Below are 15825 nucleotides of genomic sequence, written 5' to 3'. Positions count from 1 at the left end.
TACTGTATTAAATACGGTAGTCAAATCGGCTGATATAATATAGGAAAGTGGAAATCATCCTAGAAAATTGGCCTCTTCGAGGCTTTTTCGCCAGGTCTATCGATATCCATGCGGTACCGATGTGCTAGAAAAGGAAGAGTCAAATTTGGCTATTATGTTTTTGAGAGCGAAAATAATCAGCCGCGGAGCGGGGCAGAACATTATCTCGGCTGCCGCCTATCGTCATCGTACCAAGATGATGGATGAGCAGGTGGGGACTAAGTTCCGCTACTCCGCAAGGGCGGCCGAACTCATCCATGAGGAACTCGCTCTGCCCGAGGATACGCCAGCATGGTTGCGAATTTTAATCGACGGGCGATCGGTTGCCGGCGCCAGCGAAGCGCTCTGGAATGCGGTCGATGGTTTCGAGACCCGGCGTGATGCACAGTTGGCCCGCGAGATCATCCTTGCGCTCCCAAACGAGCTCAGCAGGACGGAGAATATCGCCCTCGTGCGCGACTTCGTTCGCAAGAACCTGGTGTCGCGCGGAATGGTGGCAGACTGGGTCTATCACGACAAGAAGGGCAATCCGCACGTCCACGTTATGACTACGCTGCGTCCGCTGACCGCGGAAGGATTTGGACCGAAGCACGTCGCTGTCGTCGACGACAGGGGCGAGCCGCTGCGCCTCAAAACCCTCTATAGGCCGAAAGGAGCATTTGTTTACCGTCCGTGGGCAGGCAATAAAGCAACGATGGAGGAGTGGAAGCTTGCCTGGGCTCAAACGGTAACGCACCATCTGGCACTTGCCGGTCACGATATCCGCATAGACGGCCGCTCCTATGAGGAGCAGGGGTTGCGGGGAATGGGGCAGCGCCATGTCGGTCCTGCACGCACGGCGCTTCTACGTAATGGTGCCGATGTCCATTTCGCCCCTGCGGCATTGGCACAGCGTTACAAGACGGCGGATCGCCTCGCTGCCGACCCCGGTCTACTGCTTAGGCAACTCAGCAACGAGCGCTCGACCTTCGATGAAGCCGAGATCGCCCGTGCCCTGCATCGCCATGTCGATGATCCAATCGTCTTTGCCAACATCCGAGCAAAACTGATGGCATCGGATGATTTGGTAATGCTGCGGCCGCAGCAGGTGAGTGCGGAAACTGGTGGGGTCGAGCTGCCGGCAGTCTTCACGACGCGCACGACGATGAGAACCGAATTTCACATGGCGCGGTCGGCATTCAATCTCTCGAACATCGGTGGTTTCGCGGTATCGTCATCTCAAGTTGATGCTGCCATAGGTGAGATTGAGGTAGCATCAGACAAGACCATTCGCCTCGACGCTGAGCAGGTCGCTGCGGTTCGGCATATCACCGCCGATAGCGGCATTGCAGCAGTCGTCGGTATCGCGGGCGCTGGCAAATCGACATTGCTGAGTGTGGCACGTGCCGCCTGGGAGCGAGATGGCAGGCGCGTCCTCGGAGCAGCGCTTGCCGGTAAGGCGGTAGAGGCATTGAATGGCAGCTCCGGAATCCGTTCGCGTACGATTGCCGCTTGGGAGCTTGCCTGGAAAAACGACTATGACCTGCTGCAGAAGGGCGACGTGCTGGTTCTAGACGAAGCTGGCATGGTATCGTCGCAACAGATGGCGCGTCTTCTCAAACGCGTCGAGGATGCCGGCGCGAAAGCAGTTCTTGTCGGCGACGCGATGCAACTTCAACCGATCCAGGCGGGGGCTGCCTTCCGTGCCATCGTCGAGCGCATCGGCTTTGCCGAATTGGTCGGCGTTCGCCGCCAGAGACACGAATGGGCGCGAGGGGCGTCCCGTCTGTTTGCCCGTGGAAATGTCGAGGAAGCCTTGAGTGCCTATAGCGCTCATGGCCATCTCCTTGAAAGTGACACGCGCAATGATGCGGTTCAACGCATCGTCTCCGATTGGGCCAGCGCCCGCCTTGATGTCATTGCCAAGGCGGAGGCCGAAGGTCGTAAGTTGCGTGGCGACGAGTTGATGGTTCTCGCCCACACCAACAGCGATGTGAGACGCCTCAACGACGCGATCCGTGCGGTCATGTCGCAACAGAATGCGCTTGGGGAGGGTAGGTCGTTTCGTACAGAGCGCGGCATGCGTGAGTTTAGCGAGGGAGACCGGATCATCTTCCTGGAAAATGCGCGGTTCGTCGAACCCAAAGCCCCTCACTTCACTGTTCAGCATGTCAAGAACGGCATGTTTGGAACGGTCATATCGACAGCGGGTCGAGGCGGGGTACCATTCCTTTTCGTTCGGTTGGACAGTGGTCGGGATGTCATGTTCTCCGAAGACACTTATCGCAATGTCGACCATGGCTACGCCGCAACGATTCACAAGACCCAAGGATCGACCTTCGACCGCACTTTCGTGCTGGCGTCCGGCATGATGGACCGACATCTGACATATGTTGCCATGACGCGTCATCGCGAGCGTGTCGATCTTTATGCGGCAAGGGAAGATTTTCAGCCAAAGGTCGAATGGAGCAAGTCGGCGCGCGTCGAACATGCCGCTGGAATCACCGGCGAGCTTGTTGAAACTGGGCTTGCGAAGTTCCGCAAGCGGGACGACGCCGGTCCTTCTCCTTATGTTGACGTCAGAACGAATGATGGAACCACGCATCGCCTTTGGGGCGTTAATCTGCCGAAGGCGCTTGAGACGGCCGGCGTCGGGGTCGGGGATATAGTGACCATGCGCAAGGAGGGGACTGAAAAAGTTACCGTTAAAATGCCCGTTGTTGATGAGGAAACGGGGGCGAGGCATTTCGAGAATCGCATTGTCGACCGCAATATTTGGACCGCATATTCAATTGATAAGGCCGAGGCTCGGATGGATCAACTTGCCGCCGAACATCGCCCTCCGACGCTCTTTGCGCAACTGATTGAACGGCTGTCGCGCCCCGGCGAAAAGACGACGACGCTCGATTTCGAAAACGAGGCGTCTTATCGATCCGTGGCTTTCGATTTCGCACGGCGGCGCGGCATCGACACTATCGCGGAGTATGGTTACGCCGTCGAGGCACACGTGGAACGCCTATCCAATTGGTTCACCGTACAACGTGATCATGTGGCGCGGCTCTGGCAACGGGCGAACGTGCCGTTCGGGGTCGCAGTCGAACCTTCAGGGCGCAATGCTGCTATTCACGCAACCCACGACAAAGACGCCTTGCCCGTTCCGAGGGCGGATGCTTCCGATCTATTACCCGCAGTGAACTCCCTTACCCGATCGTTTGCAGAAGAGGCGCGTCTCGCCCAACTCGCATCTCCTGCGATGTTGCCAGCGGTCACGAAATTCAAGGAAAGCCTCGATGAGGAGGCGCGGATACGTGTGATCGAGGCTGAGCACTACAAGCAGGTAAGAGCTATACTCGTAGCGACTGCGTCCGTGATCTGGCGCGACCCCGCAGCCGCCGTGGCGATGATCGAAGATCTGGTGCTGAAGCAGATCGACCCTGAGCGTATTGCACGTGCTGTTGCCACAGAGCCAACGGCCTATGGCCCTTTGCGCGGCAGCGGCAGAACGATGGATATACTGCTCGCTGGTGGCCGGGAGCGCAGGAAAGCACTGCAGGCGGTTAACGCGGTTGGTGCCGACATTCACTCTCTTGGTCGATATTATTTAAGCGCTTTTGAGACCGAAAAATCGGTGGTCATGATAGAGCGGGAACGGATGGCAATAGCCATTCCAGGGTTGACGAAAATTGCCCAGAACGCGCTACGGCACATCACGTCCGAGACGGAGAAGGACCCGCGCGAGCTGGCGCGATTGGTCCGGTCTTTGTCACCAGATGTCCGACACGAATTTTCTGTAGTCAGTAAGGCACTCGATGCTCGCTTCGGACCGGGCGTAATTTTGCGCAACGAGACCGATGTTGCCAAGATGGTCTCAAGGTCTCAGCAACCGGTCTTCAAATCCATCCTTGGCCAATTGCGCACAGTCCAGCGCGCCGTTGCTATAGATAGGACAGAAGAGATTATCGCTGAGCGCCAAAGTCGATCGATCAACCGTGCCCGTGGTATTGATCGCTGAGAAAACCCAAAGATTTAATAAGAAAATCAATGACTTACACAGATCTGTCCTCGATCAAAATCAATGTGGACAATTCAACCACCGATTAAGCGCGACGTTTACGACTTCAATTCGCCAGCGATCGAAAGAAACCGTTTTCCTAAGCGCTTAGGTTTTGATATAAAGTGAACATAGATGCCAACGGTGTTGAATTTCGCAGGGCTGCGAGCGGTCATTTATCCTAACGATCATCGACCTGCCCATGAACACGTCATTGGCAACGGCTGCTCTGCGGTTTTTCATTATGAACTGCCCTGATGGGCCGCCAGAGCTGAGAGAGAACAGAGGGTTCGGAAAACCTGAACTCGGTAGGATCGCAAGGAGCTTGAACGATTCGCGAAAAAGTATCTGCGAAGCATGGAGACGCATCCATGGAGATTTCTGATCTTGAGTTAGACATGGCCAACATGAGCGGAATGAAGTCGCAGATGGGGCCATATGCCACGTCGGCCCGCTACGACGCAGAGCATGACGCCATCGTTGTGGTGCTCAACAACGGATCATTCCTGGGTTTCCCCGTCGAGAAACTGCAGGGGCTCCAAGGTGCTAACGCTTCGGAATTGAACAACGTCGTTGTCGAGGCCAATGGCCTTGGGCTTCACTGGCCGGATATTGATGCCGATCTCTATGTGCCAGCTCTGATGGACGGAGTTTTGGGTTCCAGAAAATGGATGGCAGCGCAATTGGGTTCGACTGGTGGGAAAGCAAAGTCCGGTGCGAAAGCTAGTTCATCGAGACTCAATGGCCTAAAGGGCGGTCGCCCTAAGAAGAGTGCAGCCGCGTAGTCGCTCCTCCAGCCCGCCTGAAAAGGAGGCCTGGTAGGCAGGTATTTCGTTGGTGGCAGTTGTTACCTAATTCCGCAAACGTCTCGACATCGGAGGTCATTCGGCGCGATAAGGTCGAAGACGATCAAAGCGAGCGAGAAAGCGATGAAGCCGAGCCTGCCCACCCTTCTGAGCATCAATGGCGGCTATGTCGATACCGCCGGCTTCCTTGCCCTGCATGGCCTGTTCACGGCGCATGTAACGGGAAATTTTGTCACGCTTGGCGCTTCCCTGGCGCTCGGAACCTCGGGCGCTCTCGCCAAGCTTCTGGCGTTGCCGGTTTTCTGCGTCGTTGTCATTCTCGCCCGCCTCATTGGTGGTGATCTCTCGCGGCGCAACCTGCCGACGCTGCAGATCATCCTCTCACTGAAATTGCTGCTATTAGCGTTTGCGGCGATCCTGGCCTTACGCTTTGGCCCATTTGGCGATGGAGACGGCTGGCAGCCGCTTCTGACAGGCATGACGCTTGTCGCGGCCATGGCCATTCAGACGACGGCTCATCGCATTCACCTCGGCTCGACACCACCGACAACCATGATGACGGGCACGACGACGCAGATCATGATCGACATCGCCGATCTGCTCCATAGTGCCAAGCCGGAAGAAAAGGCGGCGATGAAGGCGCGGCTTCGCCGCATGGGAGCGGCCGTCGGCGGCTTTGCCTTCGGTTGTGCGCTGGCGGCGGCGCTTTTCCTGTTGGTCGGCATGGCCTGTTTTCTGCTGCCGCCGGTTCTGGCGTTTGCCGGAATTCTCATGCATAGCGGCAAGGCGGAGGTGAAGCCGGCTTAGCTTTCGGCCCCGGCTTGTTCTTGATACTACCAATCTTGCTCCTTTCTTGCGCCTTGCAAGTCGGCTACAGCTCTCTAAGTGTACGCCTCGGATCGAACTGGTCCGTCGCGCTTGGGGCGGCAAATCCTCGTGAGTCAAGAAGGGGTGGTCATGGCAGGAGAAACGGTGCTTGTGGTCGGCGGAGCCGGTTATATCGGTTCGCACACGTGTCTGGATCTGGCGAATAAGGGGTTCAAGCCCGTCGTCTACGACAATTTCTCCAATGGTCATCGCGAGTTCGTCAAATGGGGGCCGGCCGAGGAAGGCGATATCCGCGATCGGGCGCGCCTCGACGAGGTGCTGGCCAAGCACAAGCCTGCCGCTATCCTGCATTTCGCCGCGCTGATCGAGGTCGGCGAGTCGGTCAAGGATCCCGTCGCCTTCTACGAAAACAACGTCATCGGCACGCTGACGCTGCTGTCCGCGGCCCAGGCGGCTGGCGTGAAGGCTTTTGTCTTTTCTTCGACCTGCGCGACCTACGGCCTGCCGCAGAGCGTGCCGCTGGACGAGGGCCACCAGCAGGTGCCGATCAATCCCTATGGCCGCACAAAATATATCGTCGAGCAGGCGCTCGCCGATTATGACCAGTACAAGGGGCTGCGCTCCGTCATCCTGCGCTACTTCAACGCTGCCGGCGCCGATTTCGAGGGGCGCATCGGCGAATGGCATACGCCGGAAACCCATGCGATCCCGCTCGCCATCGATGCCGCCCTCGGCCGCCGCCAGGGCTTCAAGGTCTTCGGCAGCGATTATGACACGCGCGACGGCACCTGCGTGCGCGATTACATCCATGTGCTCGATCTCGCCGACGCGCATGTGCGCGCCGTGGAATATCTGCTTGATGGTGGCGATTCCGTCGCGCTCAACCTCGGTACCGGCACCGGTACGACGGTAAAGGAATTGCTGGGAACGATCGAGACCGTGTCGAACCGGCCGTTTCCGGTCGAGTATGTCGGCCGCCGCGAGGGCGATTCGACGACGCTTGTCGCCAATAACGACAAGGCCCGCGATGTCCTCGGCTGGTCGCCAAAATATGATCTGACGGAAATCATCCAATCCGCCTGGAATTGGCATGCCAAATCCAACCAGCACTAAACGGCGTTCTGTCGCTGGTGTTGAGGGCAAACGCCCGAACGTCCTGCTGATTTCAGCCGACCAGTGGCGGGGAGATTGCCTCTCCGCCGTCGGGCATGAATGTGTTAGGACGCCGAATGTCGATGCGCTCGCGCGGGAAGGCGTGCTCTTCCGGCGGCATTATGCCGGAACAGCGCCCTGTTCGCCGGCGCGCGCGACGCTCTATACCGGTCTTTACCAGATGAACCATCGTGTTTGCCGCAATGGTTCGCCGCTGGATGGCCGTTTCGACAATGTCGCGCTCGCGGCGCGGCGGGCCGGCTATGACCCGACACTGTTCGGCTATACCGATACGGCGCCCGATCCGCGCAGCCGCGATCCCCACGATCCGCATCTGACGACCTATGAGGGCGTACTGCCCGGCTTCACGCCGCGGCAGCTTTTGCCCGAGCACGAGAAACAATGGCTTTCCTGGCTGCGGTCGCGCGGTCATGCCGATGCCGTCAGCCGGGATATCCATATTCCCGTCGGCGCCGAACCCGGCGAGATTTCCAGCAACGCACCCGCCTATTCCAAGGAGGAGACGCAGACGGCCTTTCTGGCGGGCGAATTCATCCGCTGGCTCGGCGAACAGGATCAGCCCTGGTTCGCGCATGTTTCCTTCCTAAGGCCGCATCCGCCTTTCTCGGTGCCGGAGCCCTATAACCGTATGTTTTCGGCCGCCGACGGCCCGGCCTTTGCGCGCGCCGCCGATCGCGAGACGGAAATGGCAGCGCATCCGCTGCTCGCCTTTGGCCTACCGCTGATCGGCAAGAGCGGCTTCATCTATGGCGGCAAAGGCTCCATCAGCGACTGGACGTCACAAGACTTTGCGGCGATCCGCGCGATCTATTACGGCATGATTGCCGAAGTCGACGCGCAACTTGGCCGGATCTGGCAGGCATTGAAAGATGCAGGCGCCTGGGACGATACGGTCATCGTCTTCACCTCTGACCATGCGGAGATGATGGGCGACCACTGGATGCTCGGCAAGGGTGGCTTCTTCGACGGCAGTTATCATGTGCCGCTCGTCATTCGCGATCCCGGCCAGCTCGCCACGCACGGTCGGCAGGTGGAGCATTTCACCAGTGCTGCGGATATTTTCCCGAGCCTGTGCGACCGGCTTGGCATCGCCCCGGCAAATCATGTCGATGGCGAAAGCCTGCTGCCGTTCCTTTCCGGTTCCGAGCCGGAAAACTGGCGCGACGCGGCTTTCTGGGAGTTCGATTTCCGCGATATTGCCGAGGGTGTCCCCGAGCAGCATTTCGGCTTGCGGTCCAATGCCTGCAATCTGGCAGTCGTTCGCGACGAGCGCTTCAAATACGTCCATTGCGCCGGGCTGCCGCCGCTGCTCTTCGATTTGGCGAAGGATCCGGCCGAGCTGTCCAATGTCGCCGAAGACGGCGCCTATATGGCGATCAGGCTCGCCTATGCCGAAAAGCTGCTCTGCCTACGGGCGGAGCATCTCGACCAGACGCTCGCCTATACGGAACTGACGGAAAAAGGGCCGGTCTCGCTCCGGCCCTGAATCACATTTTAGCCAAGTGCACCGAGATAATTCATCTTGCCCACTGGCAGGCCGCGGCTGCGCAGGATGTCGTGCGCCGTGGTGACGTGGAAGAAGAAGTTCGGCAGCGCGAATTTCGCCAGATAATCCTCACCCTTGAAGGTAATCTTGTTGCCTCCCGGCGTGATCGTCACGTCTCTCGTCTCGCTGCCTTCCATCGTAGCCGGGGTGATCGTCGCCAGGAAATCCACCGTTTTCTTCAGGCGTTCGCGCAGGTCCGCGACGGTGACTTCATTGTCTTCGAAGCGCGGCGCATCAATGCCGGCAAGGCGGGAGATGGTGAGCTTCGCCGTATCGGAGGCGCGCTGGTACTGACCGGAGAGCGGCAGCATGTCGTCGATCAGGCGCGCGGAAACGAGTTCCTCCGCCGCAATGCCTTTCTCCGTGGCATAGGCTTCGATCTTGTCGAGATAGACTGAGAGGTTTTGCAGGCCGCGTTGAAAGATGGGGACCGAGAAACTGTACATCGAGGGCATGCGTGTTCTCCATTGCGGGCCGCGGCGCGGCTGGTTGGTTGACCGACATTCTATTCCGTTTCCATGTCGATGGAATAACCGTTCCACGGTGTCGGCGCCCGTATGTAGGGTTTGGCCACCTGATCTTGCACCAGCGGAGACAAGAAAACTCGTCGTCGTTCGCTCCTGTTTCGGTGGCCAGAATTTGCTGTTGACCTTTGCCCTGAAAAATGGAATGAATATTCCGGATAGAGAATTTTACGGTTTGTTTGTTCCGTTTTCGATATGGCTGCCATGGGAGTGGCGGCCGATTGAATAAAGGCCCCGCGGTCGAAACCGGGGGCTCCGGCATTCAGGAGGGGTGTGGCCGGACACCGTATCTGGGAGGAAAACATGAAGAAATTTATCCTTGGTTCTGCGATGGCGCTCATGCTGTCGACCGCTGCCCATGCCGAAACCATCGGCGTCTCCATGGCGCTCTTCGACGACAACTTCCTGACCGTCCTGCGCAACGGCATGCAGGATTATGCAAAGGACAAGGGCGTCACCCTGCAGGTCGAAGACGCGCAGAACGATATCGCCAAGCAGCAGAGCCAGATCCAGAACTTCATCGCCAGTAAGGTCGACGCCATCATCGTGAACCCGGTCGATACCGACGCGACGGCTGCAATTTCCAAGCTAGCCGCCGATGCCAAGATCCCGCTCGTTTACGTCAACCGCGAACCGGCAAACGTCGACAGCCTGCCGGATAAGCAGGCTTTCGTCGCCTCGAACGAGCAGGAATCAGGCACGCTGGAAGCCAAGGAAGTCTGCAGGTTGCTGGGTGGCAAGGGCAAGGCCGTCATCATGATGGGCGAGCTTTCCAACCAGGCTGCCCGCATGCGCACCAAGGACGTCCATGATGTTGTGGCGACCGATGAGTGCAAGGGCATTAAGATCGTTCAGGAGCAGACCGCCAACTGGCAGCGCACCCAGGGTGCCGACCTGATGACCAACTGGCTTTCCAGCGGCATCGAATTCGATGCCGTCATCTCCAACAACGATGAAATGGCGATCGGCGCCATCCAGGCACTGAAGGCTTCCGGCAAGTCGCTGGACAAGATCGTCGTGGCTGGTGTCGATGCGACGCAGGACGCGCTTGCCGCCATGCAGGCTGGCGACCTCAAGGTCACCGTGTTCCAGGATGCCGCCGGCCAGGGCAAGGGTGCGGTCGATGCCGCACTGAAGCTCGCCAAGGGCGATAAGATCGAGAAGAAGGTCTACATCCCCTTCCAGCTCGTCACGCCGACCAACGTCAAGGACTTCGTCAAGAAGAACTGAGGACGAAAACGATCGACGGATGCGGGCTCAAAAGCCCGCATCCTTTGAAATACGATCTGCCCGGGAGGGAAAAAATGGTTGTGAGCCCATCCACCATGGCGGCGGTGCGCGCCAGCGGCGTTGTTCCCAACGCTACCTACCTGTTGAGCGCTGAAGGCATTCGCAAAGAGTTTCCCGGCGTGCTCGCTCTTGATGACGTTTCCTTCCGCCTGAAGCGCGGGACGGTGCACGCGCTGATGGGCGAAAACGGTGCGGGCAAATCGACCCTGATGAAGATCCTCGCGGGCATCTATATCCCCGACCAGGGAGAAGTGCGGCTCAAGGGCGTCGAGATCCGGCTGAAATCGCCCCTCGACGCGCTGGAAAACGGCATTGCCATGATCCATCAGGAACTAAACCTGATGCCTTTCATGACGGTTGCCGAGAATATCTGGATCCGGCGTGAGCCGAAGAACCGCTTCGGTCTCGTCGACCATGCCGAGATGAGCCGCAAGACCGAGGAGCTCTTCCAGCGCCTCAACATTTCCATCGATCCCGAAATCCAGGTGCGCGAGCTTTCTGTCGCCAGCCGTCAGATGGTCGAGATTGCCAAGGCGGTTTCCTATAATTCCGACGTGCTGATCATGGACGAGCCGACCTCGGCGCTCACCGAACGCGAGGTTGCGCACCTCTTCCAGATCATCCGCGACCTGCGCGCCCAAGGCATCGGCATCGTCTATATCACCCATAAGATGAATGAGCTGTTCGAGATCGCCGACGAGTTTTCGGTGTTTCGTGATGGCAAATATATTGGCACGCATGCCTCTACCGACGTGACCCGAGACGATATCATCCGCATGATGGTCGGTCGCGAGATCACGCAGATGTTCCCGAAGGAAGAGGTGCCAATCGGCGACACCGTTTTGTCGGTCAAGGATTTGAGCCTCGACGGCATCTTCTCCAATGTGTCCTTCGATGTCAGGGCCGGCGAGATCCTTGGCGTGGCCGGGCTTGTCGGATCGGGCCGGTCCAATGTCGCGGAGACCATCTTCGGCGTGACGCCTGCATCCTCGGGCACGATCCAGCTCTTCGGCAAGACAGCTGAGATTTCCTCGCCGGCCGAGGCTATCCGTCACCGCATGGCCTTTCTGACCGAGGATCGCAAGGATACGGGCTGTCTTCTCATCCTTAGCGTACTTGAAAACATGCAGGTCGCTGTCTTGCACGACAAGTTCGTGCGCGGCGGCTTCGTGCAAGAGGGCGCGATCGAAGAGGCCTGCGAGGAGATGGCACGCAAGCTGCGCGTCAAGACGCCGAACCTCGACGAACGCATCGAAAATCTGTCCGGCGGCAATCAGCAGAAGGCGCTGATCGGCCGGTGGATGCTCACCAATCCCCGCATTCTGATCCTGGACGAGCCGACGCGCGGCATCGATGTCGGCGCCAAGGCCGAGATCCATCGTCTCGTTACCGAAATGGCGCGCAACGGCGTCGCCGTCATCATGATCTCCTCGGAAATGCCTGAGGTGCTCGGCATGAGCGACCGCATCATGGTCATGCATGAAGGACGGGTCACCGGATTCCTGGATCGCGCGGAAGCAACTCAAGTGAAGGTGATGGAGCTGGCCGCGCAGTGACGCCGCCATTCATCGCAAGGGAGGACTGAACCATGGTTAGCAAAGTTGCAGAGGCGGCCGCCCCGGCAGTCACACGGCCAAAAAGGCGCCGCGTGCCGCCCGAACTCGGCATCTTCCTGGTGCTGATCGGCATTGCGCTTCTTTGTGAAATCCTCGGCTGGATCTTCGTCGGCCAAAGCTTTCTGATGAACCTGCAGCGCCTGAAGATCATGATCCTGCAGGTGTCTGTTATCGGCATTATCTCGGTCGGCGTGACGCAGGTCATCATCACAGGCGGTATCGACCTCTCGTCCGGTTCCGTCGTCGGGCTGACGGCCATGGTTGCAGCGAGCTTTGCCCAGTCGTCGACATGGGCAAGGGCCGTCTATCCCGCACTGACCGACATGCCCTTCTTCGTGCCGATCGGCATCGGCCTGCTGATCGGCCTCCTTGCCGGTTTCATCAACGGCCAGCTGATCACCAAGACGAAGATCCCGCCCTTCATCGCGACGCTTGGCATGATGGTTTCGGCCCGTGGCCTGTCGAAGCTCTACACCAAGGGGCAGCCGATCTCGGGCCTGACCGACCAGTTCAATTTCATCGGTTCCGGCATCTGGCCCGTCATCGTCTTCCTGATCATCGCGGTCGCCTTCCACATCGTGCTGCGCTACACGCGCTACGGCAAGTTTACCTATGCGATCGGCGCCAATGTGCAGGCGGCGCGCGTTTCGGGCATCAATGTCGAGGCGCATCTCGTCAAGGTCTATGCGATTGCAGGGCTCCTGGCCGGTCTTGCCGGGATCATCACGGCTGCCCGCGTGCAGACGGCGCAAGCCGGCATGGGTGTCAACTATGAGCTGGACGCGATCGCAGCGGCCGTCATCGGTGGCACGTCGCTGACGGGCGGCGTCGGCCGCATTGCCGGCACGGTGATCGGCACCGTCATTCTCGGGGTCATGATCTCCGGCTTCACCTTCCTCAATGTCGATGCCTATTACCAGGAAATCGCCAAGGGTTTTATCATCGTCGCGGCCGTTGCCATCGACGTCTACCGCCAGAAGAAGCGGGCCAAGCGCTGAAATGCCCGACACATCATCAGCGTTGTAAAGCATGTCTTCAAGGCGGGGTTTTTGCCCCGCCTTTTTCCATTCGAATATGCACTTCCATGCAAATGCAAATTTTTTTCATTTGGGTATGGCGAATCCTGTCAGCTTTTCTATTCTGGCCGCTTTCCATTCGCTCGCTCGAGCGCTTCATCCGGGATAGACAATGCAAGCCGTATTCGATGGTCATAATGACGTTCTTCTGAGGCTCTGGCATCACGCGCGCGATGGCGCCGATCCGGTTGCCGAATTCAAGGACGGGACGTCGAGCGGCCATATCGATGCTCCGCGTGCGCGTGCGGGCGCCCTGGCCGGCGGTCTTTGCGCCATTTACATCCCGTCGGGCGATCTCGTCTTTGCCGATCCGGATAGCAACGGCCACTATGCCACGCCTTTGGCGGCTCCGCTGGAGCGTTCGCCGTCCCTCGATATTGCTCTCGAAATGGCGTCGATCGCGCTGCGGCTCGACCGCGCCGGCGCCTGGAAGCTATGCCGTTCCACCGCAGAGATCCGCGATTGCATGGAGAAAAGAATTTTCGCGGCGGTCATGCATATGGAAGGCTGCGAGGCAATCGACGCCGATCTCGTCGCACTCGAAACCTTCTATGCCGCCGGCCTGCGTTCGCTCGGTCCGGTCTGGAGCCGCAACAACGTCTTTGCCCATGGCGTGCCCTTCGCCTATCCGAGCTCTCCGGATACCGGACCCGGGCTGACAGACGCCGGTTTTGCGCTGGTGCGCGCTTGTAACCAACTCGGCATCCTCGTCGATCTCGCCCACATCACCGAAAAGGGCTTCTGGGATGTGGCGAAGACCTCGGACCAACCGCTGGTCGCAAGCCATTCCAATGCGCATGCGCTGACGCCGGTCGCGCGCAACCTCACCGACAAGCAGCTTGACGCCATCAAGGAAAGCCGCGGCATCGTTGGCCTCAACTATGCGACGGCCATGCTGCGCGACGATGCGCGCTCGGATGCCGATACGCCGCTCGAGGTGATGGTTCGGCATGTCGATCATCTCGTCGGCCGCTTGGGTATCGACTGCGTTGGCCTCGGATCGGATTTCGACGGTGCTACGATTCCGGCCGAGATCGGCGATGCCGCAGGCAACCAAAAGCTGATTGAAGCCCTTCGAAACGCTGGTTATGGTGAGGCCGATCTTGCAAAGTTGTGCAGGGAGAACTGGCTTCGCGTCCTGGCGTCCGCCTGGAAGGAAGGCAGCCGGTAAAGTGCGTGCCGATATTGCGTAAAGTTTGTTAAGAGGGGAATGAAAACAATGATGATGACCAAGATGAACCGCGGTTTGCGCGCACTGTCTGCCAGTGTGGCTCTCTCGCTTCTGCTGATGGCGGCGCCGAACGCATATGCTGCGACGCCCAAGGACACGCTGGTCGAAGGTTTTGCCTTCGACGACATTCTGAGCATGGACCCGGCGGAAGCTTACGAACTGTCGGCCGCCGAAATCACCGGCAATACCTACAGCCTGCTCGTCCGTCTCGACATCAACGATACGTCGAAGATCAAGGGTGACCTCGCCGAGAGCTGGTCGGTTTCCGACGATCACCTCACCTATACGTTCAAGCTGAAGCCCGGCCTGAAGTTTGCGTCCGGCAATCCGATCACCGCCGAAGACGTCGCATGGTCCTTCGAGCGCGTCGTCAAGCTCAACAAGAGCCCGGCCTTCATTCTTACCCAGTTCGGCCTGACCGGCGACAATGTGACGGAGAAGGCCAAGGCTACCGACGCGAACACGTTTACCTTCACCGTCGACAAGCCCTATGCGCCCAGCTTCGTGCTGAACTGCCTGACGGCAACCGTTGCCGAAGTGGTCGACAAGAAACTGGTCTTGCAGCATGTGAAGCCGGCGACACCGACCGCAGACTATAAATATGACAACGATTTCGGCAACAGCTGGCTGAAGACCGGCTTTGCCGGTTCCGGCCCGTTCAAGCTGCGCGAATGGCGCGCCAACGAGGCGGTCGTACTCGAGCGCAACGACAACTACTACGGCGAAAAGACGAAGTTGAACCGCGTCATCTATCGCTTCATGAAGGAAAGCTCGGCACAGCGCCTGGCGCTGGAGAACGGCGATATCGATATCGCCCGCAACCTATCTCCGACCGACCTCGAGGCTGTCGAGAAGAACGCGCAGCTCGCTTCGACCAGTGCGCCGAAGGGCACCATCTACTACATGAGCCTCAACCAGAAGAACGCTAATCTGGCCAAGCCGGAAGTGCAGCAGGCGTTCAAATATCTGGTTGATTATGACGCCATCGGCAAGACGCTGATCAAGGGTATCGGCGAGATCCACCAGACCTTCGAGCCCAAGGGCATGCTCGGCTCGTTGGATGAGAATCCGTTCAAGCTCGACGTCGCCAAGGCCAAGGAATTGCTGGCCAAGGCCGGCCTGCCCAATGGCTTCTCGATCACCATGGACGTGCGCAGCATCGAGCCGGATACGGGTATTGCAACCGCGATCCAGCAGTCGCTCGGCCAGGCCGGCATCAAGGTGGAAATCATCCCCGGCGACGGCAAGCAGAAGCTGACCAAGTATCGTGCCCGCAATCACGATATCTACTTCGGCAACTGGGGCCCGGACTATTGGGACCCCCATTCCAACGCCGATACCTTCACCACCAACGACGACAATTCCGATACCAGCAGCAACAAGACGCTCGTGTGGCGCAACACCTGGACCGCTCCAGAACTGGAGAAGCTGGCGAAGGCCGCTCTCTTCGAAGGCGACGCGGCCAAGCGCGGCGCCATGTATCAGGACATCCAGAAGAAATTCCTGGAAGCAAGCCCCTTCATTATCCTCTATCAGCAGACGGAAGTCGCCGGCTATCGTAAGGACGTGAAGGACTTCAAGCTTGGTCCGAGCTTCGACAACAACTTCGTCTGGCCGATCTCCAAGTAATGATCCGGCAGGACTAGATCTTTGAGCACTGTCGAAC

Annotated in this window: 11 protein-coding genes; 10 read left to right on the top strand and 1 reads right to left on the bottom strand. The window is 58.7% G+C overall.

Translation table 11 applies throughout. The features are described 5' to 3' along the window. Positions 1-145 precede the first annotated feature (145 nt). The 5 genes from traA to ACYJRZ_RS22915 all read left to right on the top strand — a co-directional run bounded on the left by traA (position 146) and on the right by ACYJRZ_RS22915 (position 8362). Entirely contained in the window at positions 146-4030 is a 3885-nt protein-coding gene (traA, locus tag ACYJRZ_RS22935) for a Ti-type conjugative transfer relaxase TraA (protein WP_459462847.1), read from the top strand. Positions 4031-4440: 410 nt separating this feature from the next. Further along, entirely contained in the window at positions 4441-4854 is a 414-nt protein-coding gene (locus tag ACYJRZ_RS22930) for a DUF2442 domain-containing protein (protein ID WP_459462845.1), read from the top strand. A 144-nt stretch (positions 4855-4998) separates the two neighbouring features. Next, positions 4999-5682: a YoaK family protein gene (locus tag ACYJRZ_RS22925; RefSeq protein WP_459462843.1), complete on the top strand. Its 684-nt coding sequence runs from the start codon at positions 4999-5001 to the stop codon at positions 5680-5682. A 150-nt stretch (positions 5683-5832) separates the two neighbouring features. Beyond that, positions 5833-6816 (top strand): UDP-glucose 4-epimerase GalE, encoded by a 984-nt coding sequence (gene galE, locus ACYJRZ_RS22920; RefSeq protein WP_459462841.1) that lies wholly within the window; start codon positions 5833-5835, stop codon positions 6814-6816. Continuing rightward, positions 6794-8362, top strand: a complete 1569-nt coding sequence (locus ACYJRZ_RS22915; protein WP_459462839.1) for an alkaline phosphatase family protein — start codon at positions 6794-6796, stop codon at positions 8360-8362. Before galE ends, ACYJRZ_RS22915 begins: the two co-directional genes overlap by 23 nt. Positions 8363-8370: 8 nt before the next feature. Here the strand turns inward: ACYJRZ_RS22915 and ACYJRZ_RS22910 are convergent, their stop codons facing one another. Further along, complete coding sequence (locus ACYJRZ_RS22910) at positions 8371-8877, bottom strand: DUF1993 domain-containing protein (protein WP_459462837.1); 507 nt, start codon at positions 8875-8877, stop codon at positions 8371-8373. A gap of 372 nt (positions 8878-9249) precedes the next feature. Here ACYJRZ_RS22910 and ACYJRZ_RS22905 point away from each other — a divergent pair, with 372 nt between their 5' ends. From ACYJRZ_RS22905 to ACYJRZ_RS22885, 5 genes are all read left to right on the top strand, one after another. Beyond that, complete coding sequence (locus tag ACYJRZ_RS22905) at positions 9250-10176, top strand: sugar ABC transporter substrate-binding protein (RefSeq protein ID WP_041677731.1); 927 nt, start codon at positions 9250-9252, stop codon at positions 10174-10176. Positions 10177-10250: 74 nt separating this feature from the next. Then, positions 10251-11792 carry a sugar ABC transporter ATP-binding protein gene (locus ACYJRZ_RS22900; RefSeq protein WP_459462835.1) on the top strand — a complete coding sequence of 514 codons (1542 nt, stop codon included), beginning with the start codon at positions 10251-10253 and terminating at the stop codon, positions 11790-11792. Positions 11793-11824: 32 nt separating this feature from the next. After that, positions 11825-12850: an ABC transporter permease gene (locus ACYJRZ_RS22895; protein ID WP_459462833.1), complete on the top strand. Its 1026-nt coding sequence runs from the start codon at positions 11825-11827 to the stop codon at positions 12848-12850. Positions 12851-13040: 190 nt separating this feature from the next. After that, on the top strand, positions 13041-14099 hold the full coding sequence (locus tag ACYJRZ_RS22890) for a dipeptidase (RefSeq protein WP_459462831.1): 1059 nt from the start codon (positions 13041-13043) through the stop codon (positions 14097-14099). 48 nt (positions 14100-14147) lie between these two features. Further along, complete coding sequence (locus tag ACYJRZ_RS22885) at positions 14148-15788, top strand: ABC transporter substrate-binding protein (RefSeq protein ID WP_459462829.1); 1641 nt, start codon at positions 14148-14150, stop codon at positions 15786-15788. Positions 15789-15825: the final 37 nt, after the last annotated feature.

This window comes from Rhizobium sp. No.120 (assembly GCF_054558365.1).
This window is presented reverse-complemented; position numbering and strand designations above follow the sequence as displayed.